Origin of the sequence: Peristeroidobacter soli, assembly GCF_004138485.1 — a bacterium.
Classification (GTDB): domain Bacteria; phylum Pseudomonadota; class Gammaproteobacteria; order Steroidobacterales; family Steroidobacteraceae; genus Steroidobacter; species Steroidobacter soli.
Map to the genome: position 1 here is coordinate 141,382 of NZ_RYEV01000007.1, position 17,159 is coordinate 158,540.

Genomic DNA, 17,159 nt, shown 5'->3' on the forward strand with positions numbered 1-17,159 from the left:
ACGAGCGGCGCTCTCGTGACAACGAGGCTGCGGGCGATGGCGACGGGAGTGCTGGCGACGGCACTGCTGTTGCCATTGCAGGCCGACGCCAGGATCGACATCGCCATTCCCGAAGTCAGCGACGCGATCCAGACCAATGTTCGCGCCTTCCTCAGCCTCACCCGTTACGCCGAGCGCGACGATGTGACCGAGGAGGTCATGAGCCGCCTGCAACGGCGCATCGTCGCCGAAACCCGCCAAGCACTCGAGCCGCTGGGCTACTACGAGCCGAATGTCAGCTACGAGGTGAAACACGACGGCGGCACCTGGAAGGTGACGATTCACATCGAGCCGGGCCGGCCGGTGCGCCTCTCCGAAGTCACCGTCGACGCCACCGGTCCGGGCGCGAACGATCGCGCCATTCGCGAGCTGATCGAAGCCGAAGAGCTCAAGCCCGGTCTGCGCTTGAATCACGGCACTTACGAGCGGGTCAAAGGCAACCTGGTGCGAGTGGCCAAGAACGAAGGCTATCTCGATGCGAAGCTCACCCGGCACGACTTGCTGATCGATCGTGCCGAGCGCCGCGCCACCGTGGATCTCGAAGCCGACACGGGCGAGCGCTACCTGTTCGGCGACATCGATATCGCGCAGGACGTGATCACCGATGAAGCGATGCGGCGTCTGTTACGCATGCATCCCGGCGATCCTTACACGCTCGATACGCTGCTCAGGACTCAGTACGTGCTCGACGACACGCAGTATTTCTCGGTCGTCGATATCGAAAGCGGCGATCCCGACCCCGAGACGCGCACCGTGCCGATCAAAGTGACGGCCGAGCCCGGCAGGAGACATCGCTATGCCGCCAGTATCGGTTATGGCACCGACACCAAGGTGCGCGGCAAATTCACGTGGGACAACCGACGCGTCAACGACGACGGCCACAAGTTCAAGCTCGAGCTGCTGGGCTCGTCCATCGTCACCGACCTCACCGGCCGTTACATCATCCCCGTGATGGATATCGCGCTGGAAAAGCTGGAGTTCACCGGCACGTTGCGTGACGAAGAGCTCGGCGACACGCGTTCCAGACGAGCCGAAGTGGGCGCCGGTCTCACGCAGGTGCTGGGCCGCTGGCAACGCGTGTTGAAAGTGTCGCTGGCCGAAGAAGAAACCATCGAAGCCAACGACGACTCCAGCACGAATTTTTATATCGTGCCCAGTGTCACGTTCTCGACGCTGCCGAGCTACATCACTGGCGGACGCCGACGCCCGTACTTCTTCTCAGCCGAGTTGCGCGGCTCGCCCGAAACATTGGGTTCGGATGCTTCGTTCCTGCAGCTGCGCCTGAAGGGCGAACGCATCTTCAACTTGAGCGAGCTGTGGCATCTGCATTTGCGTAGCGAGCTGGGCATGACCCGCATCGCTGCCGCGGCCGATCTGCCAGCATCGCAACGTTTCTTCGCCGGCGGTGAAGGCAGCGTGCGCGGCTTCGCGCTCAACGAGCTGTCACCCAAGGACAGTCAGGGCCGCACCGAGGGCGGACGCAATCTCGCCACCGGTACAGTCGAGTTCGTGCGCGACCTGCCGCGCAACTTTGGTGTCGCGACCTTCTTCGACATCGGCAACGCGTTCAATGAATTCAGCGATCCGATGCTGGAGCGTTCGGCGGGGCTTGGCGTCCGTTACAACATCGCCGTCGCCAGCTTCGGCGTCGACGTGGCGCAGGCGTTGTCCGAGTCGGGGCGCACGCCGCGCGTTCATCTTTATATCGCGACTCAGTTTTGATGCGTACGCGCCTCATCCTGATCCTGGTCGCAATCCTCCTGCTGGTGCCGGTGGTCGCTGTCGGGGTGCTGGTGTATTCGGAAGCGGGCCTGCAGATGGTGGCCGCTCAGCTGTGGCGGCTGGAGCGCTATCACGTAAAGATCGAAGGCGTGTCCGGCACGCTGGCCGGTCCGCTGCGTGTGGCTCATTTCGAGCTGAATCACCCCCGCGTGCACGTCGTGGTCAACGACATCGTCATCGACCCTCAGTTGCGCGGTTTGTTGATTCAAACATTGCAGGCCGGATCGGTGACCGCGCGCGAGTCGCTGGTCGAGCTGCATCAAGTAGAGATGCCTCACAGCACGACGCAGCCACGCTTCCTGCCGTCGTTCCTTCGCGTTGACGCCCGCAATGTCGAGCTCACGAATGTGCGTTACGTGCACATGAACGGCACGGCCATCGATGCGCGGACCGTTCGCGGACGCGTGACGATCACCTCCTCTCGCCTGCGAGCGAGACATTTTTCGGTCGATTCCGATCTGTTCGATGCCACGGGCAACGTGTTGTTGCGAGCCGCGGCCACGGCCGATCTGCCCATGGGATTGGAAGGCGACACCAGCGGCCAGCTGCATCTGCCGGATGGAATCGATCTGGATTTGAAAGGCAAGGTCGCTGGCACCATCGATGAGCTCAAGATCGACGGCGAGCTGCTCAAACCGAGTGCGGCCAGTGTCGCTGCCGTCATGACGCGGCCGGAAGACAGTTGGCAGATCGCAGGCAAAGTGACATCGGAACAGTTCCTGCTCGACCCGTGGCTACCCGATCCACCGCTGACGCTGCGGAACATCGCGCTGGACGTGCTCTACAACCCCGAAGGCATCCATGCCAAAGGGCTCGTGCTCGTGCCCGAGATCGATGAGAAGCAATTGCTGGTCGATGCGCAAGGTCACTATGCCGATCACACGTTGTTCCTCAGCCAGGCCGACGTGCAACTCCAGGACTCGCCGGCGGCGATGCAGGCCAACGGCAAGCTGATCTTCGACGGCTCATCGCCAACCATCGATCTGACCGCCGATTGGCAACACCTGCAGTGGCCACTGCGCGGCAAGCCCATCGTCACCAGCGCGAATGGCGACGGCACGCTGCGCGGCCCCATGCCGTATGACTTCGCAGTGACCGCCAGCCTCGCCGGACCCAACTTTCCTTCCGGCGCGGGCTCGGCCACCGGCGTGATCTCCAAGGAGCAGGTGACTGTCGCCAGTTATTCCGTCAACGCCTTGGGCGGATCGCTGACAGGTAACGGACAGCTGCAATTCGCCGAGCCTCGCGCGTGGCGCCTCTCGACCCGCACGAACAACGTGAACCCGGCGGGGCTGTTCAAGGATTTCCCCGGCAGCGTGAACCTGGTGGCGAATGCGTCGGGCGAAGGTTTCGACAAGAAGGCTTCTTTCACCGCCGACGTGAGCGAGTTGAAGGGCACATTGCGCGGCGAACCTTTGCAAGGTCGCGGCTTCGTACAGAGAGATCGTCGCGGCTGGACGGTGCGCAATGCGAGCCTCGGGCTCGCCGACGCGCATCTCGCGCTGAATGGTGTCTGGAAAGAAACGATTGAAGCCACCTGGTCGCTGGAGGCTCCGTCGCTGAATCGGCTGCTGCCCGATGCAAAAGGCCGGATCGTTTCCAACGGCAGAGCCAGCGGACCGCTCGAGTCCCTGCACATCACCGGCGACCTGACCGCCAACGACGTCCACTACCAGCAATGGCAAGCCGGACAGCTCACCATCAATGGCGACATCGATGCGAGCGGTCAATCGCCGTCGCGCCTGGTCGCATCCGCGAATCGGATCGGCGCGGGCCAGCCCATCATCGAGAACCTGCAGGTGAGCGGCGACGGCACGGCGCTCGATCACAAGATCAGCATGAATGTCACAGGCGCCGCCGCCACACCGCGCGATACGCCTCCCAGCGCCGAGATGCAGATCACCGGCACATACGACCAACGAGTGTGGAATGCGACAGTCACCACCACGAAGCTCGTGACCGGCAAAGCCGACGACAAGATCTCCATCGCCGAGCCGGCGAAGATCATGGCGTCGAGCGATCGGGCCCAGCTCGACAACTTCTGTCTGATCGCCGGCGACGGCCGCATCTGCGCGAGCGGCAAGTGGCAGAAGGCCGGCTCGTGGGAAGGCACGGTGTCCGGCTATGAGATTCCGTTGGCCCTGCTGTTACCGCCGGCGGGCGAAGAAGCCGAGTACGGCGGACGCATCGAAGGTCGCGTGCACGCTTTCGGCGCGCCGAATCAGCCGTGGCAAGGCGAAGCGGGCATGCGCATCATCGATGCCGCCATCATCTATCGTCCGCAAGGCGCGCCGCCGGAAACGTTGAATCTGGGCACCGGCGGTCTCGCGGCCACGGCCAAACCCGACCGCATCGATTTCTCGTTCGGCGTGCAGGCCTTCACGGATACCTATCTGTTCGCCAACGCGCACCTGGAGCGCAACGGAAGTAACGATTTGATGCGCCTGCCACTCACCGGCGACATGCGAGCCCGCGCGGCGGACGCAAACATTCTGCCGCTGCTGTTCAACGAGGTGGACAACGCAGCGGGTCTCTTAACCGCGAACGCCACGATCGGCGGCACACTCGCCGCGCCTGAGATCAACGGACGCGTCGAGCTCGCGAATGGCGAGCTCGATTCGTATCGCGTGAACTTCGCGCTACGCAATCTGAATCTGGTCGCCGATCTGGCGAGCAACGGTCTGGGTTTCCGTGGCACCGGCAACGCCGGCGAAGGCGAGATGCAAGCAGACGGTCGATTTGCCTGGAACGAAGGCAAGGCGCAGGGCGAGTTGCACTTACGCGGCAACAATCTGCTGGTTGCCGATCTGCCCGAGTATCGCGTGATCGCTTCGCCGGACCTGCGCTTCTCGATCGATGGCAATCAGGTCGATGTCGCCGGCGACGTGTTGATTCCGAGCGCCCGCGTGCAACCGAACCAGATCTCCGGCGCCGTGCGGGCCTCCGACGATGCCCGTTACATTCACGAGACCGAGGCGGAGCGCGCCGGTCGCATGGTCGTTCACAGCGAAATCAAAGTGAACATCGGCGACGACGTGCGCGTCGACGCGTTCGGCTTGCAGGGCCGTCTCGCCGGCGGCGTTGGCACGACGGTGCGCACCGGCGAAACTCCCATCGGCCGCGGTGAATTGAGCGTCGTCGACGGGCGCTACGAGGCGTACGGTCAGAAACTGGAGATCAGCAAAGGTGAGTTGCTGTTCGAGGCGTCACCGCTCGACGATCCGGGATTGGATATCGAAGCCCGTCGCAAGATCGAAACCGTCACGGTGGGCCTGAACGTCCGCGGCACACTGCAACAGCCGCGTCTGTCGTTCTTCTCCGATCCGACCATGCCGCAAACTCAGATCGTGACCTATCTGCTGACCGGCAAAGCGCCCGACTCCGTGTCCGGCACCGACACCGCGACCATGACATCGGCGCGCGATACGCTGACCATGCAAGGCGGCGGCCTGCTGGCCTCGCAGATCGGCCGTCGACTCGGCCTGGAAGAAGTCGGCGTGGAAAGCTCTCTCGGCGCCGACGGCAATGCCAACACCGCGCTGGTGCTAGGCAAATTCCTGTCGCCGCGACTGTTCATCAGCTACGGCATCTCGCTGACGGAATCGATCAACACGCTGAAGCTGCGTTACACGATCAGCGACAAGTGGGTGTTCAAGACCGAGGCCGGCGAAAATCAGAGCGCCGACCTGGAGTACACCATCGAGGCTCAGTAGAGCAGCGCCCGCAACGTCGCCACCAGCGACAGCGGCTGATCCAGCAGCACGTGATGATGGGCCTCCGGAATCGCGATCGGTCCACGGCATCCCGGAATGTGAGCGACGATCTCGGCCGCATGCTCATGCGTCACGATGAGGCTGTGATCGCCATAGACGAACGACACCGGCACCTCGATCCGCTGCAGCATGCCCGACACGTTGTGATGGATGCCCAGCCGCGGCCGCGTGTCGTCGAACTTCCAGGTATAGCCATCGTCGACGCGTTTGATCGAATGCTCGGCGACGTAATTGATGATGTACGGCGCGGCGACGTTGTCCGACGGGATCAGACGAAAGCGCGCCCGGGCCGCTTCATACGTCGGATAGATTTTCTTCGGCCGCAGTTCCTGGGCGCGAATTCGCGGCTCGCCGTCATGCAGCTGCAGATGTGAATCGACGATGACGGCACGACCCACCTCATCCGGATGATCGGCGCACGCGTGTAGCACTCGTCCACCGCCGAAGCTGTGGCCGACAACCACCGGCCGATCAAAGCCAGCCGCATCGATCACGGCCAGCAAATCTCGCGTGTAGTTCTCGTCCGTGTATTCGTCGCGGTTACCGCTGTCGCCCATGCCTGAGAAATCGAAAGCGACGACACGGAAGCGCTCGACGAAGAACGGCGCTATGAAACTCCACCAGCGGGCGTGAGCTCGAAAGCCATGAGCGAACACGAGGCCAGGCTTGCGCGTCTCGTGCTCGTTCCAGATCAAATAATGAATCGCCGTCCCGCCGGCATTCACATAGCGGGACTCGCACGGCACGGCGAGCGCACGCGTGAACCACTCGGGCGGCAGGAAATCCAGGACAGGGGTGTCACTCATCGTTCAATCGAACTCGGTGGGCAGCGAACGATCCAGATGGTGCTTGTACGCATTCTGGATCTGCGCCACCGTGGAGCGGCCGGTCGACAGCTCCGGCAATTCGCCGACCGGAAAAAACTTCACGTCCGTGGTCTCGTAACTGGTCCGAAAATCGCCGCCGGTGATGTCGCAGATAAAGAACAACTTCCAGACGTGATACAGAAACTTCGGATGGTTGTGCTTGTTACGATCGTGGATCGCGGCCAGCTTGACGGCGCGTGCCGTGAAACCCGACTCCTGCTCGATCTCTTTTTCCACGGCGTGCGAAGGCGTGTCGTTCACGTCGGCCCAGCCACCGGGTAGGGTCCACTTGCCGTCGACGCGTTCTTTCACCATCAACACTTGATCGCCGCGAAACACGGCGCCGCGCACGTCGACCTTGGGCGTCGAGTAACCGTCTTCAACCATCCAGGTGGCGCGCAACTGGTCGGGCGTGAGCCCCGATTCGAGCGCCAGCAGCTGGCTTGCGATCTGTCCCATCTCGCGATAACGCTCGCGATCGTATTCTTCCTGTGAGAACGCCAGACCGGTTTGTGACAGCGCCAGCAGACGACGCGAGAGATCGAGCACGGACATGGTTGATGCTGATTCAAATTCAGTGATGGACTGGAAGCTTCTCGCGCCAGCGCCGCTCGTGCAACTTCAGAAAGACCGACAGGGGACTGCGTCCTGCACTATGATTGCCGCCCAGCAGACTTTCGTCCCGTCCGTGAACGATTCCTCCGCGCAGCCCATAGCTGCATCAGCCGTCCAACGCATCGACGGACGCGGCCTTTCCGCCGCTGTCTCGGCCTTCCTGATCTGGGGGTTGATGCCGCTGTATATGAAGTTGTTGCAGACCCTCCCGGTTCTGCAAATCACTGCGCATCGCATGTTGTGGGGCTGCCTGGTGGGTTTCGGTTGGCTGGCGGCGCGCGGCGACACCGATCAAACCTGGCGCGCTCTGGGCAATCCGCAAGTTCGTTTGCGCCTGTGCGCGTCGGCCACCTTCATCGCCATCAATTGGTCGATTTTCATGTGGGGCATCGCCACTGCCCACGTGGTGGAAATCAGCCTCGGCTATTTCATCGGTCCGCTGCTCAACGTGGCGCTCGGCGTGATTTGTTTTCGGGAACGGCTGAATCGTTTGCAATGGCTGTCGGTGGCGATCGCCGCCGCCAGCGTGCTGTATCTGACCTGGGCGGCGGGCAAGCCGCCATATGTGTCGATCGCGTTGGCGTTGAGCTTCGGGCTCTATGGCCTGGTGCGGAAGACCGCCAACGTCGAAGCGCTGCCCGGCTTCACGGGCGAGACGCTGCTGCTGTTGCCGTTCGCGGCCGGCTATGTGCTCTGGTGTGAATTCTCGGGCACCGGCGCGATGAGCAACGGCTCGCTCGCCACCAACCTGTTCCTTTTATTGGGGGGTCCGCTGACCGCCGTGCCGCTGGTGTTGTTCGCCATGGGCGCCCGGCGCATTCCGCTGTTCACTGTCGGACTTTTGCAATACATCGCGCCCAGTCTGCAGCTGGCGTGCGCGGTGCTGGTGTTCGGCGAGCCGTTCAGCGGCCCCCGCGTCCTGGGCTTCATGATGATCTGGACCGCGCTGGCGGTGTTCGCCCTGGACGGTTTGTTGACCTCACGCCGTCGGGCTTGAAACTCCCGTTAAAGCCGTCATTGACAGCGTCTGCATAATTATGCACCATGCGCGCCTTTTTATGCATAGGCGCGTTTGCGCCCTTTTGAGGTTTCCGCCGGGACATGGCTGCAGAGATTCATCAATCCGTCGCGCGCCGGGCCGCGATTCTCCGGATCATCGGAGAGTCGACCGTGCGCAATCAGGACGAATTGGTGAAAGTCCTGCGCAAGGAAGGCTTTGAAGCCACCCAGTCGAGCGTCAGCCGCGACTTGCGCGAGCTCCGCGTGGCCAAGGCCGGCGATCGCTACATCCTGCCCGCTCAGGATGCCGACACCGCCAGCAACCCGTTCGCGGCCGTCGCCAGGTTCGTGCTCGAGATCAAAACCGCGGGCACATCGCTGACGGTCCTGAAGACGACCACCGGCACGGCCCAAAGCGTCGCCGTCGCCATCGACAGCTCGGAGTGGACCGAAGTGGTCGGGACCATCTCCGGCGATGACACCATCTTTATCGCCACGGACGAGCCGAAGGATCAGAAGAAGCTGCGCGAACGCCTGCGCGGCATCTTTGGCATCTGAGCGGCATCACGACCGCGGCTTCTCCAAACACCCGATCGGCTATTGGTATTGATACGGAAACGAGCATGAGCACACTTCCTCCTGGCAACGAACCGATTCTGCTGGCTTTCTCCGGCGGCCTGGACACGTCCTTCCTGGTGCCGTGGCTGTCGGAGAACTATAAGCGTCCGATCATCACGGTGACCGTCGACACCGGCGGTATCGATGCCGAAGCGGCGAAAGTGCTGGATCAGCGCGCGCGTGCGCTGGGCGCGAAGGATCACATCCTGGTCGAAGCGAAGCCGGCTTACTTCGAGCAGGTGATCAAGTACCTGATCATGGGCAATGTGAAGCGCGGCCAGATGTATCCGCTGTGCGTCGGCGCCGAGCGCGTCATGCAGGCGCAGATCATTGCCGAATATGCGCGCAAGCTCGGCACCAAAGTCGTCGCGCACGGCTGCACGGCCGCCGGCAACGATCAGGTGCGCTTCGAAGTCGCGATCCGCACGCTCGCGCCCGAGCTGACCATTCTCGCGCCGGTGCGCGATCAGGCGTTCAAGCGTCCGGATCAGCTGAAGTATCTGCAGGATCGGAATCTCACCATCCCGCCGTACGGCGCCGCCTATTCGGTGAATCGCGGCCTGTGGGGCGTGACCATCGGTGGTAAAGAGACGCTCACCTCCGACGGCAGCATTCCCGATCATGCATGGGTGCTGTCGAAAGATGCGTACTCGAATCCGCAGGCGCCGGAAACTCACACCATCGGCTTCGAGAAGGGCATTCCTGCCAGCCTCGACGGCGTGAAGCTCGATGCGGTGAGCGTGATCGAGAAGGTGGAAGCGATCGGCGCGAAGTTCGGCGTCGGCCGCGGCATTCACCTGGGCGACACCATCATCGGCACCAAGGGCCGCGTGGCGTTCGAAGCGCCGGCCGCTGAAGTGCTGATCAGCGCGCATCGCGAGCTGGAAAAGCTGGTGATGACCGGCCGTCAGCAGCGCGTGAAGGAAATGTTGTCCGGTCCGTACGGCGATCTGGTGCACGAAGGCCAGCACCTGGATCCGGTGTGCCGCGACATGGAAGCGCTGTTCGTGAACTCGCAGGCGCGCGTCACCGGCGAAGTGAAGGTGCAGTACCACCCGGGCAACGCGTTTGTCGCCGGCGTGACATCGCCCTACTCCATCATGGCCGCGTCCAAGGGCGTGTATGGCGAAGCGGCCGGTGAATGGACCGCCGCCGACGCGCTCGGCTTCTCGAAGATGGTCGGCCTGCCCGGCATGTTCTGGACCCGCGCGGGCCAGGGCAAGTAACAGAGTTTTTTTCAACGTCTCAACAGGTGCATCGAACACAGCCATGAAGACAGTAGTCGTCGACAAGATCGCGTCCATCACCCAGGCTCTAAACCTGGGGCATGAGTTGCGCGTCGCCACCGACAACATTCCTTGCGAGGAAGGCGTGGTGCTGGTTGTCGAGATCCTCAACAACAAGTCGACTTACAACACCCTGGAGCTGACCAGCGGCCGCATGGCCAAGGTCGCCAAGGGCGACGTCATCGTCGGCGCGCTCGGCCATCGCCAGGCGCTGTTCGGCTACTCGGGTCATTTGCCGACCTCGGTGAAGGAAGGCGACATCATCCAGGTGCTGAACATCGGCGGCGTGCTGGGCGTGGTCGAATCGGTGAACCCTGAGAAGGGCACGCCGTTCAACGCGCGCGTCATCGGCGTGGTGTTGCAGTTCCCGTATCTGGGCGAGCGCATCGGCGTGCCGGCGCGCATCGGCTACCGCCGTCTCGACTACAACGCGACCGTGAATACGCGGAATGTGCCGGTCGTGGCGCTCGCGGGCACTTGTATGGAAGCGGGCAAGACCGCGGCCGCTTGCGCCATCGTCGCTCGCATGCGGCATCGGGGCTTGAACGTGCATGCGTTCAAGGCCACCGGTGTTTCTTTGCGTCGTGACATTCTGGCGATGGAAGATGCCGGCGCCACCAAGAGCATGATCTTCACCGATCTCGGCGTCGTCACGACCACTGCGAAGACGGGTCCGGCGATCACGCGCGCGCTGCTGACGGAAATGTCCCAAGGCGAGCCCGATGTGATCGTGTTCGAGCTCGGTGACGGCATCCTCGGCGCGTACGGCGTCGAAGCGATTCTGTCGTCGCAGGATATTCGTGCCGCGCTGACGTCGGTCGTGCTGTCGGCGAACGATCCGGTCGCGGCGTGGGGCGGCGTGAAGCTGCTTCGCGAACAGTTCGGTATCGAGCCGTCGGTCGTCACCGGCCCGGCGACCGACAACGCGGTCGGCGTCAACATCATCAAGGACAAGTTCGGCGTGGCTGCGTTCAACGCCATCACCGATGGCGCGGCGCTGGGCGACTGCGTGATCGATTCCTTGAAATTGACCCCGAAGACCAAGGCGGCGGTGAGCGAAGAATGAGCGACGCGAAGATTCCGGTCATTGTTCTCGGCGGCACCGGCTATGTGTCGGGCGAGCTGCTGCGCCTGATCGCCGCGCATCCGCGTCTGGAGCTGAAGGCCATTCTTTCGGACAGCCAGCCCGGCGAGCCGGTGGCGAAGTTTTTTGCCCACCTGGCGCCGATCTATCCGGAGCTGAAGTTCTCCAGTCTGGACGAAGTGAAACAGCTGGTCGGCACGCTGCCGACCTCGGCGGTGGTGTCGGCGGCTCCGCATGGCGTGGCCGCCAAGCTCATCGACGACATCCTCACCGCGGCCGAAGCGAAAGGCACGAAGCCGCGTGTCATCGACATTTCCGCCGATTATCGCTACAGCACGGCCAGCGCCTATGAAGCAGTGTACAAGCATGCGCACGGTGCGCCGAATCGAATCGCGCAGTTCAGCTGCGCGGTGCCGGAACACCTGAACAAGCTCACGACGCCGCACGTGGCGCATCCGGGCTGCTTCGCGACGGCGGTGTTGCTGTCGAGCGTACCGTTGTTGTCGCTGGGCTTGGTCGAGCCGCGTTTGTTTGCTGCTGGCATCACGGGTAGCACGGGCTCGGGCCGTACGCCTGGCGCGGGCACTCATCATCCGCAACGTCACAGCGATCTGTACGCGTACAATCCGTTGTCACATCGGCACACGCCGGAGATCGCGGCGCTGGCGCAGGTGGCCTCGCAAGTGCCGGCGGAGTTCAACTTCGTTCCGCACTCCGGTCCGTTCGCACGCGGCATTCATGTCACGGTGCAGGCGAAGGCGCTGAAGCCGATCAAGACGCCCGAGCTGCTCGAGGCGCTGAAGGGCTTCTACGCCGGCCGGCCTTTCGTCCGTGTCGTCGGCGAGATGCCTCATGTAAAAGACGTCGCGACCAGCAACTACGCGTTCCTGAGCGCGGCAGCCAACGGGGAATCGGTCGCGGTGATGTGCGCCATCGACAACCTGGTGAAGGGCGCAGCCGGCGGCGCGTTGCAATGGTTGAATCGCGTGTTCGACCTGGACGAGACCACTGGCTTGACCACACCGGCGGCGGGCTGGACTTAAAGGATCGGCCGGCGACCCTGCCGGCGGCTTTCAAACGAGAACATGAGTTCGATGAGCAATTCAGTAGCCACTTCCAACGCACCGGCCGATCATCTCGCGCCGGTCTACGCGCAGTTTCCGTTGCAGATCACGGACGCGCGCGGCGTCTTCTTGCACAAGCCCGATGGCGGCAAGGTGCTGGATCTCTATGGCGGTCACGCCGTGGCGGCGCTCGGTTACGGCCATCCGCGCTGGGTCGAAGCGCTGACCGAGCAAGCCAAGTCGCTTTGTTTCCAGAGCAATGCCGTTGCGCTCGACGTGCGCCGTCGCGCGGCGACTCGTCTGGCGAAGTTTGCGGGCCTCGGGCTCGACACCGTGTTCTTCGTGAACTCGGGCGCGGAAGCGAATGAAAACGCGCTCAAGCTCGCCTGCAAAATGACCGGTGGCACGCAAGTGATCGCGGTCGAAGGCAGCTTCCATGGTCGTACCGCCGCCGCTGGCGCGGTGACCTGGGGCGCGGACAAGAAGTGGTACGGCTTCCCGAGCACGCCATTCGAAGTGAAGTTCATCAAGCCGACGACCCCCGCGGCCGAACTGAGCACGCTGATCAACGATCAGACGGCCGCCGTCATCGTGGAACCCGTGCAGGGTGTGGCTGGCGCGCTCGACCTGCCCAAGGAGTTCCTGCAGGCCCTGCGCTTCCGCTGCAGCGAGAACGGCAGCGTGCTGATCTTCGACGAAGTCCAGTGCGGCTTCGGGCGCACGGGCTATCCGTTCGCCGCCAACCTGTATGGAGTGACGCCTGACATCATCACCACCGCGAAAGCGCTGGGCGGCGGCTTCCCGGTGTCGGCCATGATGGTCGCGGATCATGTCGCGCCGTATTTGAAGATGGACTCGCTGGGCACGACGTTCGGCGGCGGCCCGATGGCCTGCGCCATCGTCGAAGCCGTCATCGACATCATCGAATCCGAAAACCTGTTGCAGAACGTTCAGCAGCGCTCGGCGGAAATCCGCGAGACCTGCATGGTCGGTCCGGTGATCGGCTCGCAAGGCGCCGGCTTGCTGCTGGGCCTGCGCACCTCGCGTCCGGCAAAGGATGTGCAGGCGGAACTGTTGAAGCTGGACATTCTCACCGGCACCAGCGCCGATCCCAACATCCTGCGCATCCTGGCACCGTTCGTATTAGAAAGTGAGCATGTCGAGTTGCTGCGCAAAGCACTCGCTCGACTGCCGAAATGACTCATCGATCCAGGTGAGTCGCCAACACACCGAGCAATAACTTATGAATCGTTTTCTAGATCTGGGCGATTTTCCGCGCGAGCAAGTGAAAGACCTGCTGGGTCTCGCCGCTCGCCTGCAGCAGACACCGCAACCGCAGGCACTGGCGGGCAAGGTGCTCGGCCTGCTGTTCTTGAATCCCTCGCTACGTACGCTTGCTTCGTTCCAAAGCGCGATGATGCGTCTCGGCGGTACCGCCGTCGTCATCACGCCGGGCCAGGGCACGTGGCAGATGGAAACTCGCTCCGGTGCGATTATGAATGGCGCCGCGGCCGAGCACGTGCGTGAAGCCGTGCCCGTGCTCGCTTCGTACTGCGACGCCATTGGTATTCGCATGTTCGCCGAGCATCGCAACCTCGCCTCCGATCTGGCCGAGACCGGCTTCCGCATGATGGCGGATCTTTGTGACAAACCGCTGGTGAACATGGAATCGGCGATGGCGCATCCCTGTCAGGCGCTGGCCGACTGGCACACGATGGATGAGCTGCGCGTGCCGGAGAAAGGCAAGTTCGTGTTGAGCTGGGCCAATCATCCGCGCGCGCTGCCGCTGGCCGTGCCGTCATCGACCGTTCACATGGCGGCAATGCGCGGCATGGAAGTCGTCGTGTTGCGTCCGGAGGGTTTCGCGCTGCCCGAACCCATCATGGAAAAAGCACGACAGGCCGCCAAGGCGTCGGGCGGTTCCGTACGCGAGACCGAGAATCGCGCCGAGGCACTCGATGGCGCTCACGTGATCTATGCAAAGGAATGGGGCTCGCCGCAATATTACGGCGACGACGCGGCCGACAAACGCCTGCGCGAGGACTTGAGCGACTGGTGCGTGAAGGAGAGCTGGTTCCGGGCGACGGATCCTGGCTGTCATTTCATGCATTGCTTGCCGGTTCGGCGTAATGTCGCGGTGGCCGACGAAGTGCTCGACGGTCCGCGCAGCGTCGTCATTCGTGAAGCGTTCAATCGCATGGTCGTGCAGATGGCGGTCCTGTACCGGCTGCTCCGAGGCTGATTTTTTCCGCTCGTTCTTTGTCACTCCTCACTTGTAAGGAATATTGCCGTGGTGCTTCGCTCTGATCCCTCCGTTGCCGTTCGCGCTCTGCGCAGCGCCGCACCGTACATTCGCATGTACAAGGGCAAGGTGTTCGTCATCAAGGCCAGCGGCGGTGTGTTCGGCGACATCGAGTCGACCCGTACGCTGATCGAACAAGTCGCGATCCTGCATCAGGTCGGCATTCGCGTCGTGCTCGTGCACGGCGGCGGTCCGCAGCTGTCGCAGATTCAAGAGTCCTTGGGGATCACGCCGCGCATGGTCGCTGGCCGTCGCGTCACCGACGAGAAGTCCATGGAAGTCACCAGCATGGTGCTCAACGGCCTGGTGAACACTCAGATTCTCGGCATCTGCCGCGAGCTGGATATCGCCGCCGTCGGCGTGAGCGGCGTCGATGCGGGCCTGGTCCGCGCTCACAAGCGCCCGCCGGTGAAGGTCGAAGGCGAAACTGTGGACTATGGTTTCGTTGGCGACATCGATCTGATCGACGCGAAAGTGCTCCAGCAGTTGCTGGACGACGGCTTGATGCCGGTCGTGAGCCCGGTGTCCGCCGATGACCAGGGCACGCTGCTGAACATCAACGCGGACACGGTCGCGGCTGGTATCGGCGCGGCACTGAAGGCCGAGAAGTTGATGTTGGTGACCGGCGCGCCCGGCATTCTCGAGTCGCTGGAGGATCCGCGTTCCATCATTTCGTACACGGATCTCGCCGGCCTGCAGAAGCTCAAGGATCAGGGCAGCCTGAAGGACGGCATGCTGCCGAAGGCGAAGGCCATCGAAGAAGCGATCCGCGGCGGCGTGCGTCGCGTGCACGTGATTTCGTACAAGAGCACCGACAGCATCCTGGCCGAAGCGTTCACCAACGAAGGCACCGGCACGCTGGTCGTCGAGAACATCAGCGCGCTGAGCCCGGCCGAGCAACATGCATAACGCAGCCACGTCACTGTTTTCAGGAAGCTCGCTTCGCGAGCTTCCTGGTAGAAACATTGCTGTGATGTCTACATTGTCCTGCTTTGGCAGCTCGCGCAATGGGGTGCCGATTATCGTGGTGGCGTCATGAGCCGGCTCTGGGACAAAGGCGCGCCGCTCGACGAGCGGGTACTGCGTTACACCGCCGGCGAAGATCATGCACTCGACAATCGCCTGGTCGAATACGACGCTCGCGCCTCGATCGCGCACGCCGAGATGCTCAATGCTCAAGGCCTGTTGTCAGCGACTGACCTCGAAGCCATTCGTCGCGGCCTGACCGAGATCGCGACCGAGCATGCCGCTGGCAACTGGCGCGTGCTGCTCGAACACGAGGACGGCCAGACCGCGCTGGAAAACCTGCTGACCGAGCGCATCGGCGAGGCCGGCAAGCGCGTGCATCTGGCTCGTTCTCGTAATGATCAAGTGCTCACGGCGGTGCGCCTCTATCTGCGCGACGCCGTCGATGAATTGAAACAACGCACTGAAGTCGCCGCGCAATCGCTCGACGAACTTGCGGCGCGCGAAGGCGACGTCCCGTTGCCGGGCTACACTCACATGCAGCAGGCGATGCCCAGCTCGGTGAAATTGTGGGCCGGCGGCTTCGCCGCCGAGTTGCGCGATGACGCCGAAGGCTTGCAGCAGGTGCACCGTCGCTTGCAGAAGAGCCCGCTCGGTTCCGCCGCGGGTTATGGCTCACCGAATCTGCCCATCGATCGGGAAGCGACCGCGAAGAAACTGGCGTTTGCATCGGTTCAACAGCCGGTGACGTCAGTGCAGCTGTCGCGCGGCAAAGCCGAAGCTCAGCTGTTGTTCGAAATCTCGCTGGTGATGCAGGACGTGGCGCGACTCGCCTCTGATCTGTTGTTGTTCTACACGCAGGAGTTCTCGTTCGTCGCGCTGCCGGACGCCTTCACGACCGGCTCGTCGATCATGCCCCAGAAGCGCAATCCCGACGTGTTCGAGCTGATCCGCGGCCGCAGTGCCAGCGCGCAGGCTTGTTTGCTCGAAGTGATGGGCATCGTCGCTAAACTGCCCTCGGGCTATCAGCGCGATCTGCAGCTGATCAAAGTGCCACTATTCCGTGGCATCGACCTGTGTCTGGATACGCTGGGCATTCTGCCCTCGGCGCTGGCCGGCGTGACCTTCCGCAAGGATCGCATCCGGCTCGACCCGTCGATTCACGCCGCCGCGGAAGCGAATGAGCTGGTGGTCAAGGAAGGAATCTCTTTCCGCGAAGCTTATAGACGCATCGGGGACAAGTTGCGTAAATCGTAGCTTCCGGCCAACCGCTAACCGCCAACCACCGTCATGTCCATCTGGTTCAAACCCTACACGCTCGCCGATCTCACTGTGCGCATCGGCATGGCGGAACATCTGGGCATCGAGTTCACCGAGCTCGGCCCGGATTATTTGCGCGGTCGCATGCCGGTCGACCATCGCACTCATCAACCCTACGGCATCCTGCACGGCGGCGCATCGGTTGTTCTGGCGGAAACATTGGGCAGCTACGCGGCCATGCTGACGACGGACCCGAGCAAATATCGCTGCCTGGGCCAGGAGATCAACGCCAACCACATCCGCGGCGTCGCCAGCGGTTTCGTGATCGGCACCGCGCGCCCGGTTCATCTCGGCCGCCGCAGTCACGTCTGGGAGATTCGTATCACCGACGAGCGCGACAAGCTGGTGTGCATTTCCCGCCTGACCATGGCGGTCATGGAGATCGAACAGCAGGGCGCAACCACCTAGGTTGTCCTCGAAGCTGTCATGGATGACCCATGCCCGG

At 62.8% G+C, this 17,159-nt stretch carries 14 protein-coding genes; 12 read left to right on the forward strand and 2 right to left on the reverse strand.

Annotation, left to right across the window (positions count from 1 at the left end; all coding sequences use genetic code 11):
- Positions 1 to 15: 15 nt before the first annotated feature.
- Positions 16 to 1,761, forward strand: coding sequence for an autotransporter assembly complex protein TamA (locus tag EKO19_RS30080; RefSeq protein WP_129781117.1), 1,746 nt, complete (start codon positions 16 to 18; stop codon positions 1,759 to 1,761).
- Entirely contained in the window at positions 1,761 to 5,534 is a 3,774-nt protein-coding gene (locus tag EKO19_RS30085; RefSeq protein ID WP_129781118.1) for a translocation/assembly module TamB domain-containing protein, read from the forward strand. The genes EKO19_RS30080 and EKO19_RS30085 overlap by 1 nt, the downstream gene beginning before the upstream one ends.
- Here EKO19_RS30085 and EKO19_RS30090 read toward each other — a convergent pair.
- Positions 5,528 to 6,400 carry an alpha/beta fold hydrolase gene (locus EKO19_RS30090; protein WP_129781119.1) on the reverse strand — a complete coding sequence of 291 codons (873 nt, stop codon included), beginning with the start codon at positions 6,398 to 6,400 and terminating at the stop codon, positions 5,528 to 5,530. The genes EKO19_RS30085 and EKO19_RS30090 overlap by 7 nt on opposite strands.
- Before the next feature lie 3 nt (positions 6,401 to 6,403).
- On the reverse strand, positions 6,404 to 7,015 hold the full coding sequence (locus EKO19_RS30095) for an NUDIX hydrolase (RefSeq protein ID WP_129781120.1): 612 nt from the start codon (positions 7,013 to 7,015) through the stop codon (positions 6,404 to 6,406).
- Positions 7,016 to 7,148: 133 nt separating this feature from the next.
- Between EKO19_RS30095 and rarD the strand changes: the two genes are divergently transcribed.
- The 10 genes from rarD (at position 7,149) to EKO19_RS30145 (ending at position 17,122) form a co-directional block, all read left to right on the forward strand.
- Positions 7,149 to 8,072 carry an EamA family transporter RarD gene (gene rarD / locus EKO19_RS30100; protein ID WP_157995503.1) on the forward strand — a complete coding sequence of 308 codons (924 nt, stop codon included), beginning with the start codon at positions 7,149 to 7,151 and terminating at the stop codon, positions 8,070 to 8,072.
- 104 nt (positions 8,073 to 8,176) lie between these two features.
- The gene (locus tag EKO19_RS30105) at positions 8,177 to 8,632 is read left to right on the forward strand and encodes an arginine repressor (RefSeq protein WP_129781122.1); all 456 of its coding nucleotides are present in this window, start codon (positions 8,177 to 8,179) and stop codon (positions 8,630 to 8,632) included.
- A gap of 65 nt (positions 8,633 to 8,697) precedes the next feature.
- Complete coding sequence (argG, locus tag EKO19_RS30110) at positions 8,698 to 9,918, forward strand: argininosuccinate synthase (protein ID WP_129781123.1); 1,221 nt, start codon at positions 8,698 to 8,700, stop codon at positions 9,916 to 9,918.
- Positions 9,919 to 9,961: 43 nt separating this feature from the next.
- Positions 9,962 to 11,044 (forward strand): hypothetical protein, encoded by a 1,083-nt coding sequence (locus tag EKO19_RS30115; protein WP_129781124.1) that lies wholly within the window; start codon positions 9,962 to 9,964, stop codon positions 11,042 to 11,044.
- On the forward strand, positions 11,041 to 12,105 hold the full coding sequence (gene argC / locus EKO19_RS30120; protein WP_129781125.1) for an N-acetyl-gamma-glutamyl-phosphate reductase: 1,065 nt from the start codon (positions 11,041 to 11,043) through the stop codon (positions 12,103 to 12,105). Before EKO19_RS30115 ends, argC begins: the two co-directional genes overlap by 4 nt.
- Before the next feature lie 51 nt (positions 12,106 to 12,156).
- Positions 12,157 to 13,326 carry an aspartate aminotransferase family protein gene (locus EKO19_RS30125; protein WP_157995504.1) on the forward strand — a complete coding sequence of 390 codons (1,170 nt, stop codon included), beginning with the start codon at positions 12,157 to 12,159 and terminating at the stop codon, positions 13,324 to 13,326.
- 43 nt (positions 13,327 to 13,369) lie between these two features.
- A complete protein-coding gene (locus EKO19_RS30130; protein ID WP_129781127.1) occupies positions 13,370 to 14,368 on the forward strand; it encodes an N-acetylornithine carbamoyltransferase in 999 nt (332 codons plus the stop codon).
- Between the two features lie 48 nt (positions 14,369 to 14,416).
- Positions 14,417 to 15,337, forward strand: a complete 921-nt coding sequence (argB, locus tag EKO19_RS30135; protein WP_129781128.1) for an acetylglutamate kinase — start codon at positions 14,417 to 14,419, stop codon at positions 15,335 to 15,337.
- A 126-nt stretch (positions 15,338 to 15,463) separates the two neighbouring features.
- Positions 15,464 to 16,651, forward strand: coding sequence for an argininosuccinate lyase (gene argH, locus EKO19_RS30140; RefSeq protein WP_129781129.1), 1,188 nt, complete (start codon positions 15,464 to 15,466; stop codon positions 16,649 to 16,651).
- 33 nt (positions 16,652 to 16,684) lie between these two features.
- Positions 16,685 to 17,122, forward strand: a complete 438-nt coding sequence (locus tag EKO19_RS30145; RefSeq protein ID WP_129781130.1) for a hotdog fold thioesterase — start codon at positions 16,685 to 16,687, stop codon at positions 17,120 to 17,122.
- Positions 17,123 to 17,159: the final 37 nt, after the last annotated feature.

Bases quoted from the DNA above. Each gene is read 5' to 3' on its own strand.
- EKO19_RS30090 (WP_129781119.1), bottom strand. From the start codon at position 6,400: ATGAGTGACACCCCTGTCCTGGATTTCCTGCCGCCCGAGTGGTTCACG.
- EKO19_RS30085 (WP_129781118.1), top strand. From the start codon at position 1,761: ATGCGTACGCGCCTCATCCTGATCCTGGTCGCAATCCTCCTGCTGGTG.
- EKO19_RS30105 (WP_129781122.1), top strand. From the start codon at position 8,177: ATGGCTGCAGAGATTCATCAATCCGTCGCGCGCCGGGCCGCGATTCTC.
- argC (WP_129781125.1), top strand. From the start codon at position 11,041: ATGAGCGACGCGAAGATTCCGGTCATTGTTCTCGGCGGCACCGGCTAT.
- argH (WP_129781129.1), top strand. From the start codon at position 15,464: ATGAGCCGGCTCTGGGACAAAGGCGCGCCGCTCGACGAGCGGGTACTG.
- argG (WP_129781123.1), top strand. From the start codon at position 8,698: ATGAGCACACTTCCTCCTGGCAACGAACCGATTCTGCTGGCTTTCTCC.
- EKO19_RS30125 (WP_157995504.1), top strand. From the start codon at position 12,157: ATGAGCAATTCAGTAGCCACTTCCAACGCACCGGCCGATCATCTCGCG.
- EKO19_RS30130 (WP_129781127.1), top strand. From the start codon at position 13,370: ATGAATCGTTTTCTAGATCTGGGCGATTTTCCGCGCGAGCAAGTGAAA.
- EKO19_RS30145 (WP_129781130.1), top strand. From the start codon at position 16,685: ATGTCCATCTGGTTCAAACCCTACACGCTCGCCGATCTCACTGTGCGC.
- EKO19_RS30095 (WP_129781120.1), bottom strand. From the start codon at position 7,015: ATGTCCGTGCTCGATCTCTCGCGTCGTCTGCTGGCGCTGTCACAAACC.
- EKO19_RS30115 (WP_129781124.1), top strand. From the start codon at position 9,962: ATGAAGACAGTAGTCGTCGACAAGATCGCGTCCATCACCCAGGCTCTA.